The organism is Kitasatospora sp. NPDC059327, from assembly GCF_042752535.1.
Classification (GTDB): domain Bacteria; phylum Actinomycetota; class Actinomycetes; order Streptomycetales; family Streptomycetaceae; genus Kitasatospora.
Map to the genome: position 1 here is coordinate 38029 of NZ_JBHYYB010000054.1, position 23619 is coordinate 61647.

Annotated in this window: 19 protein-coding genes; 10 read left to right on the forward strand and 9 right to left on the reverse strand. The window is 72.8% G+C overall.

Translation table 11 applies throughout. The features are described 5' to 3' along the window. Positions 1-23 precede the first annotated feature (23 nt). The 3 genes from ACFXHB_RS28110 (at position 24) to ACFXHB_RS28120 (ending at position 4463) form a co-directional block, all read left to right on the forward strand. Entirely contained in the window at positions 24-1358 is a 1335-nt protein-coding gene (locus ACFXHB_RS28110; protein ID WP_380577444.1) for a PhoH family protein, read from the forward strand. Between the two features lie 431 nt (positions 1359-1789). Then, positions 1790-2530, forward strand: coding sequence for a transglycosylase SLT domain-containing protein (locus ACFXHB_RS28115; protein WP_380577445.1), 741 nt, complete (start codon positions 1790-1792; stop codon positions 2528-2530). Positions 2531-3014: 484 nt separating this feature from the next. Beyond that, positions 3015-4463: an AI-2E family transporter gene (locus ACFXHB_RS28120; RefSeq protein ID WP_380577446.1), complete on the forward strand. Its 1449-nt coding sequence runs from the start codon at positions 3015-3017 to the stop codon at positions 4461-4463. 87 nt (positions 4464-4550) lie between these two features. Here the strand turns inward: ACFXHB_RS28120 and ACFXHB_RS28125 are convergent, their stop codons facing one another. After that, on the reverse strand, positions 4551-5093 hold the full coding sequence (locus tag ACFXHB_RS28125) for an alkyl hydroperoxide reductase (protein WP_380577448.1): 543 nt from the start codon (positions 5091-5093) through the stop codon (positions 4551-4553). Positions 5094-5098: 5 nt separating this feature from the next. Then, positions 5099-5650, reverse strand: a complete 552-nt coding sequence (locus ACFXHB_RS28130; protein ID WP_380577449.1) for a peroxiredoxin — start codon at positions 5648-5650, stop codon at positions 5099-5101. Between the two features lie 191 nt (positions 5651-5841). On the opposite strand from ACFXHB_RS28130, the gene ACFXHB_RS28135 reads away from it, so the two are divergent. Then, positions 5842-6792, forward strand: coding sequence for a LysR substrate-binding domain-containing protein (locus ACFXHB_RS28135; protein WP_380577451.1), 951 nt, complete (start codon positions 5842-5844; stop codon positions 6790-6792). Between the two features lie 37 nt (positions 6793-6829). Here the strand turns inward: ACFXHB_RS28135 and ACFXHB_RS28140 are convergent, their stop codons facing one another. Further along, positions 6830-7456, reverse strand: coding sequence for a TetR/AcrR family transcriptional regulator (locus tag ACFXHB_RS28140; RefSeq protein ID WP_380577452.1), 627 nt, complete (start codon positions 7454-7456; stop codon positions 6830-6832). 155 nt (positions 7457-7611) lie between these two features. Here ACFXHB_RS28140 and ACFXHB_RS28145 point away from each other — a divergent pair, with 155 nt between their 5' ends. After that, positions 7612-9897 carry an MMPL family transporter gene (locus tag ACFXHB_RS28145; RefSeq protein ID WP_380577453.1) on the forward strand — a complete coding sequence of 762 codons (2286 nt, stop codon included), beginning with the start codon at positions 7612-7614 and terminating at the stop codon, positions 9895-9897. Positions 9898-9977: 80 nt separating this feature from the next. Here the strand turns inward: ACFXHB_RS28145 and ACFXHB_RS28150 are convergent, their stop codons facing one another. From ACFXHB_RS28150 to ACFXHB_RS28160, 3 genes are all read right to left on the reverse strand, one after another. Continuing rightward, positions 9978-11921, reverse strand: a complete 1944-nt coding sequence (locus ACFXHB_RS28150; protein WP_380577454.1) for a SpoIIE family protein phosphatase — start codon at positions 11919-11921, stop codon at positions 9978-9980. Between the two features lie 71 nt (positions 11922-11992). Next, the gene (locus ACFXHB_RS28155) at positions 11993-12760 is read right to left on the reverse strand and encodes a class I SAM-dependent methyltransferase (protein WP_380577455.1); all 768 of its coding nucleotides are present in this window, start codon (positions 12758-12760) and stop codon (positions 11993-11995) included. Positions 12761-13343: 583 nt separating this feature from the next. Beyond that, the gene (locus ACFXHB_RS28160) at positions 13344-16325 is read right to left on the reverse strand and encodes a BTAD domain-containing putative transcriptional regulator (RefSeq protein WP_380577456.1); all 2982 of its coding nucleotides are present in this window, start codon (positions 16323-16325) and stop codon (positions 13344-13346) included. Between the two features lie 222 nt (positions 16326-16547). Here ACFXHB_RS28160 and ACFXHB_RS28165 point away from each other — a divergent pair, with 222 nt between their 5' ends. Next, positions 16548-16796, forward strand: a complete 249-nt coding sequence (locus ACFXHB_RS28165; RefSeq protein WP_380577457.1) for a hypothetical protein — start codon at positions 16548-16550, stop codon at positions 16794-16796. 151 nt (positions 16797-16947) lie between these two features. On the opposite strand, the gene ACFXHB_RS28170 is transcribed toward ACFXHB_RS28165, so the two are convergent. After that, positions 16948-17292, reverse strand: coding sequence for a hypothetical protein (locus tag ACFXHB_RS28170; RefSeq protein ID WP_380577458.1), 345 nt, complete (start codon positions 17290-17292; stop codon positions 16948-16950). A gap of 204 nt (positions 17293-17496) precedes the next feature. On the opposite strand from ACFXHB_RS28170, the gene ACFXHB_RS28175 reads away from it, so the two are divergent. Continuing rightward, the gene (locus ACFXHB_RS28175) at positions 17497-18255 is read left to right on the forward strand and encodes a GntR family transcriptional regulator (protein ID WP_380577459.1); all 759 of its coding nucleotides are present in this window, start codon (positions 17497-17499) and stop codon (positions 18253-18255) included. A 113-nt stretch (positions 18256-18368) separates the two neighbouring features. On the opposite strand, the gene ACFXHB_RS28180 is transcribed toward ACFXHB_RS28175, so the two are convergent. Next, positions 18369-20036, reverse strand: a complete 1668-nt coding sequence (locus tag ACFXHB_RS28180; protein WP_380577460.1) for a fumarate hydratase — start codon at positions 20034-20036, stop codon at positions 18369-18371. A 155-nt stretch (positions 20037-20191) separates the two neighbouring features. On the opposite strand from ACFXHB_RS28180, the gene ACFXHB_RS28185 reads away from it, so the two are divergent. Further along, positions 20192-20929 (forward strand): DUF1707 domain-containing protein, encoded by a 738-nt coding sequence (locus ACFXHB_RS28185; protein ID WP_380577461.1) that lies wholly within the window; start codon positions 20192-20194, stop codon positions 20927-20929. A 258-nt stretch (positions 20930-21187) separates the two neighbouring features. Then, positions 21188-21577: a WhiB family transcriptional regulator gene (locus ACFXHB_RS28190; protein ID WP_380577462.1), complete on the forward strand. Its 390-nt coding sequence runs from the start codon at positions 21188-21190 to the stop codon at positions 21575-21577. 105 nt (positions 21578-21682) lie between these two features. On the opposite strand, the gene glpX is transcribed toward ACFXHB_RS28190, so the two are convergent. After that, a complete protein-coding gene (gene glpX / locus ACFXHB_RS28195) occupies positions 21683-22723 on the reverse strand; it encodes a class II fructose-bisphosphatase (RefSeq protein ID WP_380577463.1) in 1041 nt (346 codons plus the stop codon). Between the two features lie 215 nt (positions 22724-22938). Here glpX and ACFXHB_RS28200 point away from each other — a divergent pair, with 215 nt between their 5' ends. Further along, positions 22939-23475, forward strand: coding sequence for a DUF4245 domain-containing protein (locus ACFXHB_RS28200; RefSeq protein ID WP_380577464.1), 537 nt, complete (start codon positions 22939-22941; stop codon positions 23473-23475). Positions 23476-23619: the final 144 nt, after the last annotated feature.

A 23619-nucleotide genomic window follows, 5' to 3' on the forward strand; every position in this document is an offset into this window, starting at 1 on the left:
GGGTCATCCGCTCTGGAGGCCTAGTGGTCAGTTCCAAGAGCCGCCGGACGCCAGACCGGCGCACGTACGTTCTCGACACCAGCGTGCTCCTGGCGGACCCTCTCGCCATGACCCGCTTCGAGGAGCACGAGGTCGTCCTGCCGGTGGTCGTGGTCACCGAGCTGGAGGCCAAGCGGCACCATCCCGAGCTGGGCTACTTCGCCCGCCAGGCGCTGCGGTTGCTCGACGACTACCGCATCCGCTTCGGCCGGCTCGACGAGCCGATCCCGGTCGGGGAGCTCGGCGGCACCATCCGGGTCGAGCTGAACCACTCCGACCTGTCGATACTGCCGGTCGGCTACCGGGTCGCCGGTGGGGAGGCGGACAGCCGGATCCTGGCGGTCGCCCGCAACCTGCAGGCCGAGGGCTACGACGTCACGGTCGTCTCCAAGGACCTCCCGCTGCGGATCAAGGCCAGTTCGGTCGGCCTGCTCGCCGAGGAGTACCGGGCCGAGCTGGCGATCACCTCCGGCTGGACGGGCATGGCCGAGCTGCACGTGCCCGCCGACGAGGTGGACGCGCTGTTCGCGGCCGGCCACGACGCGGCGGTGGACGTCGAGGGAGCGGCCGAGCTGCCCGTCCACACCGGACTGGTACTCAGCTCCGAGCGGGGCCGGGCGCTGGGCCGGGTCACCGGCGACGGCCGGGTCCGGCTGGTGCGCGGGGAGCGCGAGGCCTTCGGGCTACGCGGGCGCAGCGCCGAGCAGCGGGTGGCGCTGGACCTGCTGCTGGATCCGGAGGTGGGGATCGTCTCGATGGGCGGTCGGGCCGGCACGGGGAAGTCGGCGTTGGCGCTGTGCGCGGGTCTGGAGGCGGTGCTGGAGCGGGGGCAGCATCGCAAGGTGATGGTCTTCCGGCCGCTGTACGCGGTGGGCGGTCAGGAGCTCGGCTACCTGCCGGGCTCCGAGACGGAGAAGATGAGCCCCTGGGCGCAGGCGGTCTTCGACACCCTCTCGGCCGTCACCACGCCGGACGTCATCGAGGAGATCATCTCCCGGGGCATGCTGGAGGTCCTGCCGCTGACCCACATCCGGGGGCGGTCCCTGCACGACGCCTTCGTGATCGTCGACGAGGCGCAGTCGTTGGAGCGCAACGTCCTGCTGACGGTGCTCTCCCGGATCGGCCAGGGCTCGCGGGTGGTGCTGACCCACGACGTGGCGCAGCGGGACAACCTGCGGGTCGGCCGGTACGACGGCGTGGTGGCGGTGGTGGAGAAGCTGAAGGGCCACCCGCTGTTCGCGCACATCACCCTCACCCGGTCCGAGCGCTCGCCGATCGCGGCGCTGGTCACGGAGATGCTGGAGGACATCAACCCGTGATCCCCCCGTAATGGGGTCATAGTCGGACAATAAGGTCAACTTCGGGCGTGGGGCCCGCTCCTGACGGGGCGGGCCCGCGCCCCTTTCATCACATCGAGTGCTTTCCGTCCGGAGAACTCCAGTGCGGTGAATGTGAGATGCGCCACGCAACAGGGAATTGCGTCGACAGGGCCCGGTGCGGCATGGTGAGGGTTCTGTCAGGCCCCGCGTACGGCATGACAGGGCCCCCGGGAGACCGTGGGCCCGGTCCGGAAGGTCCGCCAACTCCGGTAGGTGGACGCACAATTGAACACCGATGAGCCGTACGCCGCCCGATCGCAACGCCCGGTCGCCTCACCGCCTCCGGACGCCGGGTCAGTACCTCCCGTGACCAGCACCTAGGGAGGGCAGCGACAAGGGGCATGTTGCGCCCGTACGGTCACGCGTGGGCGATGCTGGAAGGAAACCATGTGACTCGGATCTCGGTCCGGGGAGTCGCTGTGGCCTCCGCCACCGCCGTCACCGCAGTCGGTGCCGTCGTGGGTGTGGCCTCGGGCAGCGAGGGCAAGACGACGCAGACGGTCGATGTCGCCGGTGCGACCCTGCTTGCCGAAGTCCCCTCTGGCGCCCAGGCGCAGACCATCAGCGACAACATCGGCACGCAGGCCTCCGCCCAGCAGGCCGCCGCCGACGCGGCCGCCAAGGCCGCCGCGGAGCAGAAGGCCGCCGAGGAGGCAGCGCGCCAGCAGGCCGCCGCCGACGCGCAGGCCAAGGCCGACGCGGAGAAGGCCGCCAAGGCCGCCGACGACAAGCGGAAGGCCGACGAGGCCGCCGCCAACCGCTCCAAGGCGCGTTCCGCGATGGCCGCCACCGACACGGCCGCGCCGCCGGTCTCGGTCAGCCCCGGTTCGGTCCAGGAGATCGCCCAGCAGATCGTCGGCAGCGACGCGCAGTTCCAGTGCTTCAGCCAGATCGTGAAGCGCGAGAGCGGCTGGGACTACACCGCGACCAACAAGAGCTCCGGCGCGTACGGCCTGGTCCAGGCACTGCCCGGGACCAAGATGGCCTCGGCCGGCGCCGACTGGCGCACCAACCCGGCCACCCAGATCAAGTGGGGCCTGAACTACATGAACAGCCGGTACGGCAGCCCCTGTGGCGCCTGGTCGTTCTGGCAGTCGCACCACTGGTACTAGGAACCACGGGTACCGGAAGCACGCTTCACCACCACGGCCCCCGACCGCTCTCACGCGGTCGGGGGCCGTGGTGTGCGGCGGGCCCCCCGCCGCCGTGGCCGCGCGATGGGCGGGCCGCCCCGCCCGGGCTGCGCTGACCAGTGCGCTCGCGGGCGGTGCGGGCCCGGGTGCGGACGCGGGGCGCGGGAAGGGGTCCTGGTTGCCTCCCGCACCGGCCGGTCCGCCGACAGATGGCTCCGGCTCTCGTTTGGACTCCTCCCCGTTGCCAGTTGGCTGAAACCATCCGGTCCGGACCGGTTTGTCCGGATACCGACTGATCGGCCGGGGCCGGTGGGGGGCCGGGGCGCGCCGCCGATCACGGCCAACCGGCCCGCCCGTCGGACTCGCACCGCGTCGGGCGGGTAGTTTCATCCCTGACGGCCGTGGCGGGACCCACGGCGTACCGCCGGCACGGCGGACCAGCGGGGGAGCGGCGGTAGCGAGGATGGCGCGGGGCGGGAAGGCCTTCAAGGCCGTGGCCAAGGGCGTGGCCGTGGTGGCGAGCGCGGCCGCCGTGATCGAGCGGCGCAGGCGGGCCGCGATCGCGGCCGAGTACCACGAACCCCCGGTCGCGGTGGTGCCGATCCCGGATCAGGCGCTGCCCCCGGGCGCGGTCACGACGGCGGTCCCGGTCGCGGCCCCGCTGCCGGCTCCGCGCGAGGAGGTCGTCGCGCCGGCCCATGCCCCGGCCCCGGCTCCGCCGCCCACCCACGGTGCCTTCGGGCGGGAGCTCCACCCCGGACGGCCCGCCACCCCGGCCGAGGCGGTGCCCTGGGGGCTGCGGGTGGCCGCCGAGTCGACCTGGCGGCTGCTGCTGCTCGGCGCCGCGCTCTACGTCCTCTTCATGGTCGTCGACATGCTGCGGCTGGTGGCTTTCGCGGTGCTGGCCTCGCTGCTGATCTCCGCGTTGCTGGAGCCCACGGTCTCCTGGCTGCGCCGGCACGGCGTCCCGCGCTCGCTGGCCGCCGGCGGGGTGTTCATGAGCGGCCTGGCCGGGATCGGGCTGGTCGGCTGGTTCGTGGTCTGGCAGGTCACCACCAACCTGTCCGATGTGACCAGCAAGGTCCAGGACGGTGTCGCGACCCTCCGGGACTGGCTGGTCACCGGCCCGCTGCACCTGACCGAGCAGCAGATCAAGGACTTCGCCGACCAGATCACCAAGGCGATCAGCACCAACACCGACCAGCTCACCTCGGTCGGCCTCACCGGTGCCCAGATCGCCGTCGAGGTGCTGACGACCGTCCTGCTCGCCTTCTTCACCACCTTCTTCCTGCTCTACGACGGCGAGCGGATCTGGGGCTGGGCGCTGCGCGGCCTGCCGCGGCACTCCCGCTACGCGATGGCCGGCGCCGGTCCGAAGGCCTGGGCGACCCTGACCGCGTACGTCCGCGGCACCGTCTGCGTGGCCTTCATCGACGCGGTCTGCATCGGCATCGGTATCCAGCTGTTGGGCGTGCCGATGGCGCTGCCCCTCGCGGTGATCATCTTCCTGGGGGCCTTCGTCCCGCTGGTCGGCGCGCTGGTCACCGGGACGGTCGCGGTGCTGATCGCGCTCGTCACCACCTCCCCGTGGACCGCGCTGATGGTGCTGGTGGTGCTGATCGCCGTCCAGCAGCTCGAAGGCCACATCCTCCAGCCGCTGATCCTCGGCCGGGCCGTCCGCGTCCATCCGCTGGGTGTGGTGCTCGGGGTGGCCGCCGGCTCCATCATCGGCGGCATCGGCGGCGCCATCGTCGCCGTCCCGCTGATCGCGGTCACCAACACCGTGGTCGGCCACCTGCGCCGTCGCAACGAGGCCGGGCAGGCCGTGTTCACCGCGATGGAGGCCGCCCGCGAGGCGGCCGTCGCCCGGACCGCCTCGGCCGGCGGCGCGACGCCGGCCGCCGCCGAGTAGGGCGCGCGCGGCCCTCGGCCGCCGCGACGCGCGCGGGCCCCCGCCGGCCGGAAGGTCCGGCGGGGGCCCGCGTGGTGTGGCGTGGGATCAGGCGTCGACGCCGGCCAGGGTGGCCTCGGAGTCGAGGACACCGGCCACGGCCTGCAGCACGGCGGCGATCTTCACGGAGGCCTGGATGACCTCGCGCGCGACACCGGCCTTGCTCAGCACGCCCTCGTGGGAGTCCAGGCACTGGCCGCAGCCGTTGATGGCGGAGACCGCGAAGCACCAGAGCTCGAAGTCGATCTTCTCGACGCCCGGGGTGCCGATGATGTTCATCCGCAGACCGGCCCGCATGCTGCTGTACTCCTTGTCGGAGAGCAGGTGCGTGGTCCGGTAGTAGACGTTGTTCATCCCCATGATCGCGGCCGCGCCCTTGGCGGCGTTGTACGCCTCCGGGGAGAGGTTGGCCTTGGCCTCGGGCTCCAGCGCGCGCAGCACGGCGGGGCTGCGGGTGGCCATCGCGCAGGAGAGCACGGTGCCCCAGAGCTGCTGGGCGGGGAGGTCGGAGTTGCCGATGACCGCGCTCAGGTTGAGCTTGAGGTCCTTGGCGTAGTCCGGGAGGGCGGACTTCAGGTCGTCGAGAGCCATGTCGGTCAGCCCGCCAGCAGGGCCTGGGCGTCGAGGGTGTCCTCGCCCTTGGTCCAGTTGCACGGGCACAGCTCGTCGGTCTGCAGGGCGTCCAGCACCCGCAGGACCTCCTTGGGGTTACGGCCGACGGAGCCGGCGGTCACCATGACGAACTGGATCTCGTTGTTCGGGTCGACGATGAAGACCGCGCGCTGGGCGGTGCCGTCCGCGCCCTCGACGCCGCAGGCGCGCATCAGGTCGTGCTTGATGTCGGCCAGCATCGGGAAGGGCAGGTCGCGCAGGTCCTTGTGGTCCTTGCGCCAGGCGTGGTGCACGAACTCGGAGTCGCCGGAGACGCCGAGGATCTGGGCGTCGCGGTCCGCGAACTCCTCGTTCAGCTTGCCGAACGCGGCGATCTCGGTCGGGCAGACGAAGGTGAAGTCCATCGGCCAGAAGAAGACGATCTTCCACTTGCCCTCGTAGGACTTGTGGTTGATCTCGGCGAAGGCGTTCGCGGCGTCCAGGTCGACGCAGGCGTTGAGTTCGAACTCGGGGAACTTGTCACCGATCGTGAGCACGTTCGCTTCTCCTGAAGTGAGATGAGGGGAGTTTGTCCGGATTGCGGAACGGCTTCCACGATTCCACATCGTGGACTGATCAGGGAAATAGCTACACTCGATGTGTCTGATCGGAGAGAGTTATCAATAGCCCCATGCCCACCTCACGCCCCACGCCACGCAAGGGTGCCGCGCGCAAACCCGCGGGCACTGTGGGAAGCACCACATCCCGCGGCCCCAGGACGCCCACGGTCGCCCAGCTCAAGGCCTTCGTCGCGGTGGCCGAGCACCGGCACTTCCGGGAGGCGGCGGCCGCCACCGGGACCAGTCAGCCGGCCCTCTCGGGGGCGGTCGCGGCGCTGGAGGAGTCGCTGGGGGCGCAGCTGGTCGAGCGTACGACACGCAAGGTGATCATCACTCCGCTGGGCGAGCGCGTGCTCGAACACGCACGCCGGGTGCTCGCCTCGCTGCAGTCGCTCACCGAGGAGGTCGAGGCCGCCCGCCGTCCGTTCACCGGCCCGCTGCACCTCGGCGTCATCCCCACCGTCGCCCCCTACCTGCTGCCCACCGTGCTGCGGCTGGTCCGCGACCGGTACCCGGAGCTGGAGCTGCACGTCCACGAGGAGCGCACGCCCTCGCTGCTGGAGGGGCTGGCGGCCGGCCGGCTGGACGTCCTGCTGCTCGCGCTCCCGGCCGGCGGGTCCTCGCCGACCCGGGACATTCCGCTGTTCGACGAGGACTTCGTGCTGGTCACCCCGCCCGGGCACGCGCTCGCCGGGCGGATCGACGTCGCGCGCGACGTGCTGCTCGACCTGGAGGTGCTGCTGCTGGAGGAGGGGCACTGCCTGCGTGACCAGGCCCTCGACATCTGTCGCGAGGTCGGCGCCGACCTCGGTGGCTCCACCACCCGGGCGGCCGGGCTCTCCACCCTGGTCCAGCTGGTGGCCGGCGGCCTCGGCGTCACGCTGCTGCCCGCCACCGCGCTGGACGTCGAGGCGGGGCGCACCGACCGGCTGGCCGCCGTCCGCTTCGCCGCGCCCGCGCCCGGGCGTCGGATCGGGCTCGCCGTCCGGCCGGGTTCGGCCCGCAGTGCCGAGTACGACCGCTTCGCGGCCTCGCTGCGCGAAGTCCTGGTGGAACTGCCGGTCCGGATCGTCGAGTAGGCGGGCCGCGGCCGGACCCGCGGGGGACCGCCGGGCGTCAGCCGATCCGGGCCGGTGAGCCCAGGCAGAGCCCGACCGTGGTGGCGACCAGCAGGTCCAGCGCCCGCAACGCCTCGGCGTCCGGCTGCTCGCCGGCGCTGCGCAGCACCAGGTAGCGGTCGGTCAGCCCGTCGAAGCCGGTCAGGAAGTGCGTGGCGATGTCCTGGGCGGGCAGTGCCAGCTCCAGCTCGTGGGCGGCGGCGAGCGCTTCGAGCATCTGCGAGGCGGTGGTCTCGATCTCGTGCTGCAGTCCGCGCATGACGTCCTGCAGGTCGGGGTCGCGCAGCGCCAGCGCCGCGAACTCGTCCAGCAGGACGCACCGCCCCTCCTCGCCGGTGGCCCCGGCCCAGAGCGCGTGCACCATGGCCCGGATCTGCTCGCCGAAGGGCCCGTCGCCGGGGGCCGCGTCGCGCACCTGGCCGACGAACTCGGCCGTCAGCTGCTCGACCACCGCGCGGTAGAGGTCCTTCTTGGTGCCGAAGGTGTAGTGCACCGTCGCCTGTGCCACGCCCAGCTCGGCGGCGATCGCCCGGGTGCTGCCGGCGGCGACGCCCTCGCGGGTCATCAGGTCGATGGCGGCCCGGACCAGTTGCGGGCGGCGTTCGGAGGCGGGGACATGTGCCATTGGGCCAGGGTAGCGCCACGGTCAAGTAACTCGGTCGAGTGAATCTGTCGATCGATTATGTCGAGCAACTTTGTCAGGTGACAAGGTTGGCCTTACGGTGGAGTCCGACCTGTTCGGGCACCTGCCCGCCGACCGACGTGATCGAGGGTTCACTCATGGCCACGTACCTGTACCGCCTGGGCCGCTTCTGCTTCCGTCGAAGGCGCGCCGTGCTCGCCGTCTGGATCGCGGTGCTGATCGCGGTCGGAGGCGCCGCCGGGGCCTTCGCGGGCAAGACCAGCGACGAGTTCAAGGTGCCGGGCACCGAGGCGCAGAGCACCCTGGACCGGATCAAGGGCACCTTCCCGGAGCAGGGCCACGGTGCGGCGCAGGTGGTCTTCGGCGCCCCGGAGGCCGGCGGCATCGCCACCGAGCGGGCGGCCGGGGCCGTCAGCGCGGCGGTCGGCCGGATCGCCGCCGTCCCCGGTGTCGCGGCGGTGCCCGACCCGTACGCCACCGGCGCGGTCTCCCCGGACGGCCGGGTCGCGCTGGCCCTGGTCTCCTTCGACCGCCCGCTCGCCGACATCACCGACCAGCAGCGCGACGCGGTGCGGGCGGCCGCCGGTCCGGCCGGCGACGCCGGGCTGACGGTCGCCTTCGGCGGTGACGCGTACAACCGGATGGCGCAGGTCGAGGGCGGTGAGGCGATCGGTCTGATGGTGGCCGGGGTGGTGTTGGTGATCACCCTGGGCTCGCTGGTCGCCGCCGGGCTGCCGCTGCTGACCGCCCTGCTCGGCGTCGGCGTGGCGATGGCCGCGCTGCTGGCCCTCTCCGGTTCGTTCGAGATCATCACCACCGCGCCGGTCCTGGCCCTGATGGTCGGACTCGCGGTCGGCATCGACTACGCCCTGTTCATCCTCTCCCGGCACCGCCGGCACCTCGCCGAGGGCCTGGAGCCGGAGGAGGCGGCCGCCCGCGCCAACGCGACGGCGGGCAGCGCGGTGGTCTTCGCCGGTCTCACCGTGGTGGTCGCGCTCGCCGGGCTCGCCGTCGCGGGGGTGCCCTTCCTGACCGTGATGGGCCTGTCCGCCTCCGGAGCCGTGGTGGTGGCGGTGCTCGTCGCGATCACCCTGCTGCCCGCGCTGCTCGGCTTCGCCGGCCGGGCCATCGACCGGCTGCCGGTCTGGCGGCGGGCCCTGAAGACCTCCGGCCGGACGACCCTGGGGGAGCGCTGGGCGAGGTTCGTGGTCCGCCGCCCGGTGGCCGTGCTGTTCGCCGGGCTGGCCGCGCTGGCCGTCCTCGCGGTACCGGCCGCCGGCCTCAGCCTGGGCCTGCCGGGCGGTGGCTCGCAGGCCGCCGGCACCGACGCCCGCACCGCGTACGACCGGATCGGCGAGAGCTTCGGCCCCGGTTTCAACGCGCCGCTGGTGGTCGTCGTCGACGCGCACGGGGCGGAGCGGCCGGAGCAGGCCGTTCAGGGGGTGGCCGAGAAGCTGGGCACGCTCGACGGGGTGCGCACGCTGTTGCCGCCGACCGTCGACGGGCCGAGCGGAACGGCCCTGCTGACCGTCATCCCGGCCACCGGCCCGGACCACGCCGACACCAGGAAGCTGGTCGAGGAGATCCGCGACCAGCGCGAGGAGCTGCGGGCCTCGACCGGCGCGCGGATCGACGTCACCGGCACCACGGCCGCCAACATCGACGTCTCCGCCAAGCTCGGCGACGCGCTGCCGCCCTTCGTGGCGGTGATCGGCGCCATCGCGGTGGTACTGCTGGCGCTGGCCTTCCGCTCGATCCTGGTGCCGCTGAAGGCGGTGGCCGGCTTCCTGCTCAGCATCACGGCCTCGCTCGGCGCGGTGGTCGCGGTCTACCAGTGGGGCTGGCTGGACGGGCTGATCGACGTGCCGAAGGTCGGCCCGGTGGTGAGCTTCGTGCCGATCCTGTTGATCGCGGTGCTGTTCGGGCTGGCGATGGACTACGAGCTGTTCCTGGTCTTCGGGATGAAGGAGCAGTACGTCCACGGCACGGCGCCGCGGGACGCGGTGGTCGCCGGGGTGCGGAACGGTGCGCGAGTGGTCACGGCGGCCGCGCTGATCATGGCCGCGGTCTTCGGCAGCTTCGTCTTCGGCCACGACCCGATCGTCCAGCCGATCGGCTTCGCGCTGGCGGTCGGCGTGCTGGTGGACGCCTTCGTGGTGCGGATGGCCCTGGTGCCGGCCGCGATGGCGCTGTTCGGCAAGGCGGCCTGGTGGTTCCCGAAGCGCCTGGAGAAGGTGGTGCCCCGGGTCGACATGGAGGGTGAGCGGCTGATGGCCCGGCTGGAGTCGGAGCGGTCCGGGAGCACGGGTCCGGACGGGGCCGACGGGCCGACGGCCGGCGCGGAGGCGACGAAGGGGACGGGGACGGGGACGGCGGACCCGACGGGCGGGACCGGCCCGGCGAAGGAGCCGGAGCGGGTCTGACACCGTGCGGGGCGGGCGTCCGGCCCTCGGCCGGGCGCCCTCCGGCGCGTCCGGGCGGCGGGCGCGGGGCCCGACCCGCCCTAGGGAAGCCGCTGTTCGAACCAGACCACCTTGCCGGTGCCCAGCCGGGTGGCACCCCAGCGCTCGGCGCACCTGGCCACTATCTGCAGCCCGCGCCCGCGTTCGTCCTCCGGCCCGGTGCGCCTCGGACGGGGCAGCAGCGGGCTGTCGTCGCCGACCTCGCAGCGCAGCCGGGAGGTGCGGACCAGGCTCAGGGTGACCGGCCGGGTGGCGTGCTGGACGGCGTTGGTGACCAGCTCGCTGACCATCAACTCGGTTGCCTCGCTCAGCTCTTCGAGCCCCCAGCGGCGCAGGGTGTGGGCGGCCAGGCGGCGGGCCCGGCCGGGCGTCTCGTTGCGCGGCTGGAGGTACCAGTGCGCGACGTCCCCCGCCGGGATGCCGTCGAAGCAGGCGGCCAGCAGCGCGATGTCGTCGCCCCGGTCGCCCGGCGGCAGGATGCGCAGCGCCTCCTGGCAGAGCTGCTCCGGGGTGTGCCGCTGGGTGGCGGCCAGCCGGGCACGGAGCAGCTCCAGCCCGTCGCTGAGCGGGCGGTTGCGGGTCTCCACCAGGCCGTCGGTGAAGAGCAGCAGGGCGGAGCCGGGCGGGGCGGGCAGCTCCACCGAGTTGAAGTCGACCCCGCCGACGCCGATCGGCGCGCCCGAATCCAGTTCCAGCAACTCGGCCGTGCCGTCCGGTCGGACGAGCACCGGTGGGACGTGCCCGGCGTTGGCGAGCACCACCCGGTTGGCGATCGGGTCGTAGACCGCGTACACACAGGTGGCCAGGTGTTGCTCCCGGCCCAGCCGCTGGGCCTGTTCGTCCAGGTGGTAGAGCACCTCGTGCGGGGGCAGGTCGAGGGCGGCCAGGGTCTGGGCGCTGGTGCGGAGCTGGCCCATGATGGCGGCCGAGGTGAGCGAGTGGCCCATCACGTCGCCGACGATCAGGGCCACCCGGTTGCCGGGCAGTGGCACGGCGTCGTACCAGTCCCCGCCGACCTGCGCCCCGCGCTCACCGGGCAGGTAGCGCTGGGCGAGCCGGACGCCGTGCGGCTGGGGCAGGCGCAGCGGCAGCATGCTGCGCTGGAGCTCGTTGGCTATCTCCCATTCGCGGGCGTACCGCAGGGCGGTGTCGACGGCGAGCCCGGCCTGGGTGGCGAGATGCGCCGCGGTGGCGGTGTCGGTGGCGTCGAAGCTGGGGCGGCCGGTCTTCTCGGGCGGCCGGCGGATCAGCACCAGCAGGCCCAGGACGGCCTTGCGCCCGCGCAGTGGCAGGGCGAGCACCGAGGAGCCCGGACCGAGCCGGGCCAGTCCGCGCGCGCCGTACAGCTCGCGCAGCAGCTCGGTGGTCCGCTCGGTGCCGGTGCCGGTGGTGGTGCCGGCGGGGCCGAGGACGGCCGCTTCGGCGGGGCGGCGGCTGAGCAGGGTGTGCGCGAGCGCGCCGCCCCGGGTGACCGGGGTCGCGGGCCCGGTGTCCGCGGTCGAGCGCGAGCCGTACCGGGTGCCGTAGCGGGAGCCGCGGTGGTCGGAGCCGGTGGTCGGGCGGCCCCGGCGGCCGAGCCGGGTGCCGAGGCTGTGGTGGATCCGCAGCTCGTCGGGGAAGCCGGGCTCACGCTCCACGTTGGGCAGCGGGTCACGCAGGTGGACGACGGCGGCGTCGGCGAGGGTCGGCACGAGCACCCGGCAGATGTTGCGCAGGGTGGCGGCCAGGTCGAGGGCGCTGTTGATCCGGCGGGTGGCGGAGTCCAGGTAGGCGAGCCGCTCGGCGACCTGGCCGGTGACGGACCGTCCGGTGGCGCCCGGCCCGCCGACCGCCTGGCCGAGGGCGGCCTGCCCGCCGGTGCCCGGCCCGAGGGCGACCGGGCCGTCGGCGGGCGGGCCGTCGCTCCCCTCCGGGTCCGGCGACGTGCGGCGCGGGCCCGGGAGGGCAGGTGGCTGTCCGGCCTCGGGTTTGAGCTGGTCGCGCACGGCTGCCTGTCCTGGGATTGGTGGTGAGTGCTGGCTCTTCTGGTCGGGCGGTCGGTCGGTGTGGCGAACGGTCAGCCGACGCGTCGGCAGCACAGGAACAGCTGCTCCTCCGGCGGCAGCGAGGTGCTGGCCGGCGCGTACGGATGCCCCGACTGCTCCTCGACGGCGAACCCGGACTCGACCAGGACCCGTTCCAGATCCTCCCGCAGATACCCACTGATCCGCAGCTCCCGTCCGAGGAACGGCAGCGGAACGTGATCCAGGTCCGCCTCGACCATACCGAGCGCCAGCAGCCCGCCGGGCCGCAGGAGGGCCCGCAGCCGGGTCAGCACGGTGGGGATCTCGGCCTGGGGGAGCAGGATGAGGGAGAAGAAGGCGGTGACGGCGGCGAACCCGCCGTGGCCCCGCGGGCCCAGCGCGGGGACGTTCCAGGCCCGTTCGGCGCGCTCGGTGGCCAGGTCGTACATGTCGATGCGATGGAAGGCGGGCGCGATCGGCCCGCTCGGCGCCGTCTCGCGGGCCAGGGTGAGCATGACGTCCGAGAGGTCGATACCGGTGACGCGCATGCCGGCGGCGGTCAGCTGCCGGACGGTCGGGTCGCCGGTGCCGCAGCCGATGTCCAGTACGGCGGCCCCCGGTTCCAGCCGGGCCAGCAGCCGGCGGCCGCACGCGAGCTGGCCGCCCTTGGCGGGGAAGGCCTCGCCGTAGCCGGCGCCGATGGTGTCGAAGGCGACGGCCTGCAGCGCCCGCTCGGCACGGCGGCGCAGGACGTCGGGCCCGTCGTCGCCGTCCGCGTCCTCGTCGAGGGGGAACGGGTCCGATATCTGTCCGGTCGTCACGATTGAGAGGCACCTTTCCACCCGGGCCTCCGGTCGGCCGGACGAGGCCGGCCCGCCGTCCTGCCGGCGCCCGCGTTGCCCCGCCGGCCCGCTGCCGGTGGCGGTACGTCACGCTCCCCGCGTCACACTGACTGCACGCTGACACTTTGCACAGAGACACTCTGCACTGCGGGAGCGCCGCCGCGCTGCCGTTTCCGGTTTCCGGACGCTCCACCGGACGAATGCGCTCGTCTGTGTCCTGGCATCTGAGAATATGCGTGATCACTCCGTCGTAGGGTCCCTTTCCGGCCAACTCGTGGCGGTTGGGGTGGTGTGGCCCGGCTTGCGGAAGCACGGGGGTGCGGGCCCGGGTGGTGCGGCGAACGGCCGCACGCCGCACAGTGCCGTAGGAACCACCGCTGACCTGTGATTCTTTCCAGGTTTTGGCCGACAAGCCGACGTTTATCGAACGTCAATCGGTCCGGTGCACAGTGGAGTCCAGCGCCGGGGAAGCGTTGAGGGCGCTCCCGCAGCCGGGGGGCTGCGGGAGCGCCTGACGCACGGGGGAAGGCCTCCACGGGGGAAGCACGGGGGTGTGCGGGGCCTACGGCGCGGGGGGAGGGAAGGGCTCGGTGTGCTGTTGCGAGATGAGGTCCGCCACGGGGGAGGCCTCCGGCACACCGAGCCGAGTGAAGATCGCGTGGGCTTCGCGCAAGCAGGCCAGCCCACGGGCCGGCTGGGCGAGGCTGAGCAGTGCCTCGCCCAGCGCGGCGTTGGCCAGGCCCTGGCAGTAGGCGCCGTCGATCTCCTGCGCGATCACCAGCGACTCGCCCGCGGCCTCGGCGGCCTCGGCCGTCCGGTGACTGGCCAGCAGGCTCACCGCGAGCCGGGCGAGCGCGTAGCCCTCGCGCAGCCGGTTCTGCTGGGACTGGTAGAGCGCGTGCGCCTCCCGGAGGTGGTCGACCGCCTCGCCCGGGGATCCGGTGGACGACAGCACCACGCCGAGTTGGTACAGGGTGTCCGCCAGGCAGGGGCCGTTGGCGGAGCGCCGCGCCGTGGCGACGGCCTCCTCCACCGACCGCACGGCCTCCGCGCTCTTGCCGACGTCCAGCTGGGCCCGGGCGATATTGCCGAGCAGCCGGGCCTCGCCGATCGGGGCGCCGACCACGCGGCTGATGCCGAGCGCCTGCTCGAAGAACGGCAGCGCCTCGTCGCCGCGGTTGGCGAGGCTCAGGATGATGCCCAGGGTGTTGGCCACCATCGAGCGCATCACCGTCACGTCGTCGGGGTCCTGGAGGGAGAGGCTCGCCCGCAGTGAGCGCTCGGCGCCCTGGAAGTTGTTGGCGAAGTACTCCAGCGTGCCCAGCGCGAAGTGGACCCGGGCGAGCGCCTGGGCGTCGTCGTGCGACTGGGCGTTGGCCTCGGCGATCTCCAGCAGCCGGCGGGCCCGGGCGGCGTGCGTCGGGTCCTCGACGATGCTGTTGAGCGTGATCAGCAGGTCCAGGGCGGGCCGCAGCAGCGCGGACGGGCCGCCCAGGGCCGCCTCCACGCTGCTCAGCAGCATGCCGACCTCGGCCCGGAGCCACTGCTGGGCCCGCGCGTCGTCCGGCAGGCCGAGACCGGGCGCGGTGAGCTCGTCCAGCGGCTCGAACAGCTGGTCGTCGGGCTCGATGAGGCGCGCGGCGTTGCGCATGGTCGGCAGCAGGTGGTGCAGCAGGCGGAGCACCGCCCGCTGCTGCTCCTCCGTGTCGGCGCACTTCTCGTTCTGCCGCTGGGCGTACAGCCGCAGCAGGTCGTGGTAGCGGTAGCGCCCCGGGGTGAAGCACTCCAGCATGTTCGCCTCGACCAGGGCCTCCGTCAGCTGCTCGGCTCGCGCCTCGTCCTCGCCGAGCAGGGCGGCCGCCGCGTCGAGCGGCAGGTCGGGGGAGTCCACCAGGGAGAGCAGCCGGAACGCGCGGGCCTCGTCGGGCCGCAGCTGGCCGTAGCCGAGGCCGATGGTCGTCTCCACCGCGAGGTTGCCCAGCTGAAGCTCGTCGAGCCTCCGCCGTTGGTCCGCTAAGCGCCGGGCGAGGTCGGAGACGCTCCACCGGGGCCGGCCGGCGAGCCGGGCCGCGGCGATCCGGACGGCGAGCGGCAGGAAGCCGCAGGAGGTGACGACGGCCAGGGCCGCCTCCGGTTCGGAGGCCACCCGCTGCTCGCCCACGATGGCGGAGAAGAGCGCCAGGGCCTCGGCCGGGGTCAGCTCCTCGACGTCCACCAGGTGGGCGCCGGGGATCCCGGCCAGCCGGGAGCGGCTGGTGGCCAGGACGGCGCTGCCCGAGACGCCGGGGATCAGCGGCCGCAACTGGTCGGCGTCACGGGCGTTGTCGAGCAGGATGAGCATTCGGCGGTTGGCCAGCAGGGACCGGTACAGCGCGGCCCGCTGCTCCAGCGAGTCGGGGACCTCGGCGGTGCCCAGGGAGTGCAGGAAGTCGCCGAGCACGACGGCGGGGTCGGCGGGCGAGGCGCCCGCGCCGCGCAGGTCGACGTAGAGCTGGCCGTCCGGGAAGTCGGCCCGGACGCTGTGCGCCACGTGCACGGCGAGGGTGGTCTTCCCGACTCCGCCGATGCCCGCGAGGGACGTCACCACCACGGCCTGACCGGTCGCGCCCTGGAGGACGGCCCGGAGTTCGGCGACCAGGCCGGCGCGACCGCTGAAGTCCGAGACGTCGGCGGGCAGCTGGGCCGGGGCCGGTGCGCCGGTGGCCGGCTCCTCGCGGCTGCCGGACAGCGCGGGCCTGGGCGGGTGGGGCGCGGTGAGCGTGGGGTCGCCGGCCAGGATCCGGGCGTGCATGGACGAGAGCCCCGCGCCGGGTTCGACGCCGAGCTCCTCGATCAGCAGCTTCCGGGTGTCCGTGTAGACGCCGAGCGCCTCCGCCTGGCGGCCGCAGCGGTAGAGCGCGAGCATCAACAGCTCGCGCAGCCGCTCCCGGAGCGGGTGTTCGGCGGTGAGCGAGCTCAGCTCGGCGACCACCTCGGTGTGCAGGCCGATCTCCAGCGCGGCCGCGCACCGCTCCTCCCAGACCGTGACGTGGCGCTCGGCCAGCCGCAGCCGCTGGGTGTCGGCGTAGGGGCCGGGCACGCCGGGGATGGCGCGCCCGCTCCAGAGCGCGAGGGCCGAGACCAGCAGCCGGTGCGCCTCGACCGGATCGCCGTCGGCCCGGGCGGCGGCCGCCTCGGAAACGGTGCTCTCGAAGACCGTCAGATCCAAAGCGTCGGGGGAGATCCGCAAGGCGTATCCATCGGGCAAGGACACCAGGACCGCGGCGGGTGCGCGGACCTCCCGATGGGGCTCGATGACGGTTCGCAGCCGGGAAACATAAGTCCGCAATGCGGCGATTGCCTGCGGTGGGGGCCTTTCTCCCCAGATCCCGTCGACAAGGTCCTGCGTGGTGACGAGTCGGCCTTGTTGCAGCAGCAGACAGGTCAGTACCGCCTGCTGTTGCGGGGACCCGAGTGCCAGGGCCTCCTGGCCGCGCCGCGCCTGCACCGGACCGAGCACCTGGAAGCGCAGCGTGTTGCTGTGCGGCGTTTCCTGAGGCTCCATGAAATTCCCCCGATGACCTGTGACGGCAGGCGCGACGCGCGGGGCGTTCGGCGGTCCCGCTGCGGTGCATCAGCTTAGGCGGACGGCTGCAAACACTGGAGAACGGCACAAGCTGCGCGATGTTTATAGGACATTTAACGGCTCCCACGATACTGTCCGGGCGCCTGGGTCGAGTTCGGTCGGGCGCGAGCGAATCCCGATGACCTGAAAGGCAGCCACTCCATGGCCGAGAACGAGCCCACCAGCACCGCGACACCGTCGGCCGCGCCGGAGACCACCTCGCCCGTCACCGCGGACACCCAGGTGGTGGACGAGGCGGCGGCGAACGTCGCCGGACACATCGTCCCGGCCGAGGAGGTGCACGTCGACCCGCAGGAGCTGATGGGCGGCGAGGTCACCGAGCCGGAGCACGCCGACGAGAAGTCGGAGAAGCCCTACGAGCCGTTCGGCGTGATCAACAGCCGTCCGTAGGACCCGCGGTCCCGGATCCGGGCCGCCCGCCTCCACGGCGGGCGGCCCGGTCCGCGTTTCGCGGCCGGTCCGCGCCGTGCCACCCGGCCGGGGCGGCCGCCGCCGGTGGCCGGATCCGGTCACCCGTCGGGGCCGCGGCCCGCGCGGCCCCTCAGGCGACCCGGCTCTCGTTGAGGCGCGAGTCCCGGTTGCGGGCCGCGAGCCGGGCGCTCAGCCGGGCCCGGTTCTCCAGCGCCCTGTTCTCCGGCGCGGGGTTCTCCGGCGCGGGGTCCTCCGGGTCGGGGTGGTCCGGGTCGGGGTCGTCGGGGGACGGGGCCGGTGCCGGGCCGACGCGGTCGGGCGGGGCGGTCCACTCGCGGCCGCCGCCCGGGGGCCGCAGGTAGTGCTCGCCGCCGAGGCTGTCCATGTAGATGCCGGTGCGTCCGGTCCTGGTGTCGAGGACGAGTTCACCCACACGCGGTCGGTAGGCCGCGGCGTTGCGCTTACGGGTGCTCACCGCAGTGCTCCTTGCTCTGGTGCGGACACGGCGGTGGATGCGCCGGCCCTGGTCGCTGTCGGTGCCTGTGTTCTGCTCGGCGACTACCCAGCATCTCTAGAGAAGCTAATATCTCTAGAGATGTCAACGGCCTGACCGGTCATACCGGCTTACCGGTGGCCACGGGTACGCCTACGATTTCTGGCGAGGACGAGGGAGCAGGCGATGGTCGGCAGCAGCGGCGGGAAACAGCCCAAGTACCAGCGGATCGCCGACTCGCTCAAGGCGGCCATCGACAGCGGCGAGTACCGGGCGGGCGACCGGCTGCCCGGTGAGAACGACCTCATGGACACCTACGGGGTGGCCCGGATGACCGCCCGCCAGGCGCTCGGCGTCCTGCAGAGCGAGGGCATCGCCGAGGCGCGCAAGGGCGCGGGGGTCTTCGTCCGGGACTTCCGGCCGCTGCGGCGGCGCGGGATCCAGCGGCTCGCGCAGGGGCAGTGGGGGTCGGGGCGGTCGATATGGTCGGCGGACATCGACAACCGGACGCTGGTCGTGGACCAGGTGTCGGTCACCGAACAGGGGGCGCCGGAGCACGTGGCGCGGGTGCTCGGGGTCGACCCGGGCGCGCCGATGTGCGTGCGGCACAGACGGTTCGTGCTGGACGGCAAGCCGGTGCTGCTCTCCACGTCCTACCTGCCGGCGGGCCTGGTCGCCGGGACGGCGATCACCCGTGAGGACACCGGTCCGGGCGGCACCTACGCGCGCCTCGCCGAGATCGGCGCCAAGCCGGTGCACTTCCGCGAGGAGGTCCGGTCGCGGATGCCCGGCGCGGAGGAGGCCGCCCGGCTGGAGCTGTCGGCGGGCACGCCGGTCATCCTGATCTGCCGCACCGCGTTCGCCGACGAGGGGCAGGTCGTCGAGCTCAACGAGATGACCCTCGACGCGGCGTCCTACGTGCTGGAGTACGACTTCGACGCCTGAGGCGCCCGGACGGCACGGCCCCGCCCCGGACGGCACGGCCCCGCCCCGGTCGCGCGGTTCGCGGCCGGGGCGGGCGGTGGAGCGTGGGGCGGAGCGGGCGGGAGGCGCCGCGGCTACTCCTTGGAGCGCACCCGCAGGCTGGTGATCAGCGGGCCCTCGGTGGTCTCGCGGAAGAAGTCGTTGCCCTTGTCGTCCACCACGACGAAGGCCGGGAAGTCCTCGACCTCGATGCGCCAGACGGCCTCCATGCCCAGCTCGGCGTACTCCAGCACCTCGACCTTCTTGATGCAGTCCTGGGCCAGCCGGGCCGCCGGGCCGCCGATGGAGCCGAGGTAGAAGCCGCCGTGCGCGGCGCACGCGTCGGTGACCTGCTTGCTGCGGTTGCCCTTGGCGAGCATGACCATCGAGCCGCCGGCGGCCTGGAACTGGTCGACGTAGGAGTCCATCCGGCCGGCCGTGGTGGGGCCGAAGGAGCCGGAGGCGAAGCCCTCGGGGGTCTTGGCCGGGCCGGCGTAGTAGACCGGGTGGTCCTGGAGGTACTTGGGCATGCCCTCGCCGGCGTCCAGGCGCTCCTTGATCTTGGCGTGCGCGATGTCGCGCGCGACGACGAGCGTGCCGGTGAGCGAGAGCCGGGTCTTGACCGGGTACTTGGACAGCTCGGCGCGGATCGCGGACATCGGCTGGTCGAGGTCGATCCGGACCACGTCGTCGTCGAGGTGCTCGTCGGTGGTGTCCGGCAGGTACTTCGCCGGGTCGGTCTCCAGCTGCTCCAGGAAGACGCCCTCGGCGGTGATCTTGCCCAGCGCCTGGCGGTCGGCCGAGCAGGAGACGGCCATCGCGACCGGCAGCGAGGCGCCGTGCCGCGGCAGGCGGACGACCCGCACGTCGTGGCAGAAGTACTTGCCGCCGAACTGCGCGCCGATGCCGATCTTCTGGGTGAGCTCGGTGACCTTGGCCTCCAGGTCCAGGTCGCGGAACCCGTGGCCGGTGCGGGCGTTGCCCTCGGTCGGCAGGTTGTCCAGGTAGTGCGCGGAGGCGTACTTGGCGGTCTTCAGCGCGAACTCGGCGCTGGTGCCGCCGATCACGATGGCCAGGTGGTACGGCGGGCAGGCGGCGGTGCCGAGCGACCGGATCTTCTGCTCCAGGAACGAGAGCATGCTGGCCTCGTTCAGGATCGCCTTGGTCTCCTGGTACAGGTACGACTTGTTGGCCGAGCCGCCGCCCTTCGCCATGAACAGGAACTTGTAGGCGTCGCCGTCGGTCGCGTACAGCTCGATCTGGGCCGGCAGGTTGGTGCCGGTGTTCTTCTCGTCCCACATGGTCACCGGGGCCATCTGGGAGTACCGCAGGTTGAGCTTGGTGTACGCGTCGAAGACGCCGCGGGCGATCGCGCTCTCGTCGCCGCCCCGCGTCAGCACGCCCTGGCCGCGCTTGCCCATGACGATCGCGGTGCCGGTGTCCTGGCACATCGGCAGGATGCCGCCGGCCGAGATGTTGACGTTCTTCAGCAGGTCCAGCGCGACGAAGCGGTCGTTGGGGCTGGCCTCCGGGTCGTCCAGGATCCGTCGCAGCTGGGCGAGGTGGGCGGGGCGCAGGTAGTGCGAGATGTCGTGCATCGCCTCGGCGGTGAGCAGCCGAAGGGCCTCGGGCTCGACCTGGAGGAAGGTGCGACCGCCGGCCTCGAAGGTGGAGACACCCTCGGAGGTCAGCTTTCGGTACGGGGTCGGGTCAGCGCCCAGGGGGAGCAGGTCGCTGTACTCGAAATCCGGCGTGGGAGCCATGGGGGCGGTCCTTAGTGTTCCAGTGATCCGGCTGCGTCGGCGAAGCACCCTCAAGGGTAGGACCCGCGGAAACGTCGCACGCGGACAGGTCTGCCTGCGTGACCGGGGTCACTCGGACACGCGTACGGACTTGCCCGGTTGACTAGGCTTGGCCCGTGGACAACTCGCCGTCGCAGGACGACCAGGGGCAGTCGCCCGTACCCATGACCAAGCCGGGAGCCGAGCCTCCCGTCCGGACCGACCGGGCCCCGGTCGCGGAGGCCGAGATGCGGGCCTCGGACGCCGACCGCGAGCGGGTCGCGGAGCTGCTGCGCGACGCCTACGCCGAGGGCCGGCTGAACGTGGACGAGCACGCCGAGCGGATCGAGGCCGCCTACGGGGCCAGGACGCTGGGCGATCTCGTGCCGCTCACCCGGGACCTCCCCGCGCACCGCGCGATCTCCTTCGAGAAGGCGCCGCTGGACGCCCCGGACGGCCGTCCGTCCGGACCGGTGCGGCTGCCGGCCCGTCAGGAGGCGCCGACCATGGTGGCGATCTTCGGCGGGGCCTCCCGCCGGGGCCGCTGGCGGGTCGGCTCGCGCCTGCGGGCGGTCGCGGTGTTCGGCGGTGTCGAGATCGACCTGACCGACGCCGTGTTCGAGTCGCCCGAGGTGGAGATCGAGGTGATCGCCATCTTCGGCGGTGTCGAGATCAAGGTGCCGGAGAACGTCAGTCTGCACGGCAGCGGGGTCGGCGTCTTCGGTGGCTTCGACGTCAAGGAACAGACGGCCGCAGACCCGTACGCGCCGGTCGTCCGGGTCAAGGGCGCCGCGGTGTTCGGGGGCTGCGAGGCCAAGCCGCGCAAGGGCAAGAAGCTCAAGGAATGGGTGCGCAAGCAGCTCGGTACCGAGTAGGCGGGCCGGAGCCGAGTGCCCGGGTCGGAACAACTCCCGCCCGGGCACTCGGCGTTGCGGCGAGTGCAGGCTGTAGTCGATTGCGTGCAGTGTGCATGAATCGCGCTACGGCGGGGTAGTTCCTCTCGCACATCGCTTCTTGTACGGCTGCGCACCGGAGGCGGCCTGAGGCCGGCTCGGGGGGTGAAGAGCGGGGGCTCGCAGCCGGGCAGGGGAGCGAGCTTCCCCGTGTCCGAGAGCCTCGTCAGGAGTACGGCCGTGCTGCATCCGATCGAGTCCCGCACCACCTCGCCCGTCGTCGCCCAGGTGCTGGAGCGCCCGCCGGCCGCCCAGTCGCAGGGTGACGACAACCCCTGGCACACCGGTGCGGCCTGCCGGCGGGACGAGGTGGGGTTGTTCTTCGCCCCGTCCAAGGAGCCGACGGCGGCCCGGCTCTCCCGCGAGGAGCAGGCGAAGCAGGTCTGTGCGCGCTGCCCGGTGCTGCTGGAGTGCCGGGAGCACGCGCTGGCCCAGCCGGAGCCGTACGGGGTGTGGGGCGGGCTGACGGCCGCCGAGCGCCGGGTGGTGCTGGCCCGGCGGCGGCGCCGGGACGCGGATCTGCACGAGGCGACCCGGATCCCGGCCGCCCGCAGCCGGATCGCGGGCTGAGCGGGGGCCGACGGGCGCCCCGCGGTACGCGAACGCCCCGCGGCTTCGGCGAAGGGGGATTTCGCCGAAGCCGCGGGGCGGTGGAACGCGGCCGGGAGGGTCGGTTCAGTTGGCGCGGTCGAAGTCGATCGCGCTGTACGCCCGCAGCTTGGACAGCTTGTGGGTGGAGTGGATCTCCCGGATCGTGCCGCTCTTGGAACGCATCACCAGCGAGCTGGTGGTGGCGGTCTCCTGGCGGTAGTGCACACCGCGCAGCAGCTCGCCGTCGGTGATGCCGGTGGCGACGAAGAACACGTTCTCGCCGCTGACCAGGTCGTTGGTGGTGAGCACCCGGTCCAGGTCGTGGCCCGCGTCGAGGGCCTTCTGCCGCTCGGCCTCGTCCTTGGGCCAGAGCCGGCCCTGGATCACGCCGCCCATGCACTTCATCGCGCAGGCCGCGATGATGCCCTCGGGGGTGCCGCCGACGCCCATCAGCAGGTCGACGCCGGTGCCCTCGCGGGCCGCCATGATGGCGCCGGCCACGTCGCCGTCGGAGATGAACTTGATCCGGGCACCCGCCTCGCGGATCTCCTGGACCAGGCCCTCGTGGCGGGGCCGGTCGAGGATGACCACGGTGACGTCCTCGACGGCGCTGCCCTTGGCCTTGGCGACCCGGCGGATGTTGACGGCCGCCGGCGCGGTGATGTCGACGAACTCGGCGGCCTCCGGGCCGGCCACGAGCTTGTCCATGTAGAACACGGCGCTCGGGTCGAACATGGTGCCCCGGTCGGCCACCGCCAGCACGGCCACGGCGTTGTTCATGCCCTTGGCGGTGAGGGTGGTCCCGTCGACCGGGTCCACCGCGACGTCGCACTCGGCGCCGGTGCCGTCGCCGACCCGCTCGCCGTTGTAGAGCATCGGCGCTTCGTCCTTCTCGCCCTCGCCGATGACGACGATGCCGTTCATCGAGACGGTGGAGACGAGCGTGCGCATGGCCTTGACCGCGGCGCCGTCGGCGCCGTTCTTGTCGCCACGGCCGACCCAGCGGCCGGCGGCCATCGCGGCCGCCTCGGTGACCCGGACGAGTTCGAGTGCGAGGTTCCGGTCGGGAGCCTCGGGCGCGACCTCAAGGGCGCTGGGGAGATTGTGCGGGTACTGCGTGGTCATCGTCGTTACCTCTCTGTACGCGACGGCCAGTGAGCGCCCGACTACTGCCAGGTCGAACGCCGTGGTGAGGGTCCTGCGATCGTATCTGCCCACGAGATGACTGTCTGTGGCGCGGGTCGCCACCCCGGGTCGGAATCGGCCGCTTCACCCCGGATCACCCGTACGTGGGCACCCCGGGTACCGGTCGCCCGTAAGGGATGAGTCACCATGTGGGGGTGGCTGGAGAGAGCAAGGGCATGAGGAGCCGGCAGTCGGTACGGGACATGGTCCTGTCGATGCTGGCCGTCGGTTTGGTGGTCTGGGTCGGGTACCTGTTCCTGCCGCACGACGCCGACGGCGACGGTGTGCGCACGGTCGAGTACAAGGTGGCCGCGGCCTCGGCGAAGCGCGCCGCGCCGTACTCGCTGCTCTCCCCCGAGGGCCTCTCCGACAAGTGGCGCGCCACCTCGGTCAAGTACGACCCGGCGGCGCTGGGCGGCGGCCGGGGCAATGCCTGGCACCTGGGTTTCGTCACCCCCTCCGGGCAGTACGCGGCGGTCGAGCAGAGCGATGTCGCCCGTAGCGTGCTGGTCGGCGCGCTGGTGGCGGACGGCAAGCCGGACGGCGGCTCCGAGGTGGCCGGGCGGGCCTGGGAGCGGATCCAGGGCAGCAAGTCCCGCGCGCTCGTCCTCCAGGGCGAGGGCGGTACCACCGTGCTCACCGGCACCGCCTCCTACGAGGAGCTGGCCGAGCTGGCGCAGGCGCTCAAGTAGCGGACTCCCCGCCGCGGCGGGGTACGCGGAAGGGCCCGCACCGGTCGACCTTAGGTTCAAGGGGTCGTCGCAACACCGCTTGGTTTCAGACGGTGAGTAGATCACGTAGACGCTCGGCTGGGGTATCCCAGCCGAGCGTCTTGC

Coding starts and splice junctions, on each gene's coding strand:
- ACFXHB_RS28175 (WP_380577459.1), top strand. CDS start 17,497: ATGGTCGGCAGCAGCGGCGGGAAACAGCCCAAGTACCAGCGGATCGCC.
- ACFXHB_RS28140 (WP_380577452.1), bottom strand. CDS start 7,456: ATGGCACATGTCCCCGCCTCCGAACGCCGCCCGCAACTGGTCCGGGCC.
- ACFXHB_RS28115 (WP_380577445.1), top strand. CDS start 1,790: ATGCTGGAAGGAAACCATGTGACTCGGATCTCGGTCCGGGGAGTCGCT.
- ACFXHB_RS28145 (WP_380577453.1), top strand. CDS start 7,612: ATGGCCACGTACCTGTACCGCCTGGGCCGCTTCTGCTTCCGTCGAAGG.
- ACFXHB_RS28180 (WP_380577460.1), bottom strand. CDS start 20,036: ATGGCTCCCACGCCGGATTTCGAGTACAGCGACCTGCTCCCCCTGGGC.
- ACFXHB_RS28160 (WP_380577456.1), bottom strand. CDS start 16,325: ATGGAGCCTCAGGAAACGCCGCACAGCAACACGCTGCGCTTCCAGGTG.
- ACFXHB_RS28165 (WP_380577457.1), top strand. CDS start 16,548: ATGGCCGAGAACGAGCCCACCAGCACCGCGACACCGTCGGCCGCGCCG.
- ACFXHB_RS28120 (WP_380577446.1), top strand. CDS start 3,015: ATGGCGCGGGGCGGGAAGGCCTTCAAGGCCGTGGCCAAGGGCGTGGCC.
- glpX (WP_380577463.1), bottom strand. CDS start 22,723: ATGACCACGCAGTACCCGCACAATCTCCCCAGCGCCCTTGAGGTCGCG.
- ACFXHB_RS28125 (WP_380577448.1), bottom strand. CDS start 5,093: ATGGCTCTCGACGACCTGAAGTCCGCCCTCCCGGACTACGCCAAGGAC.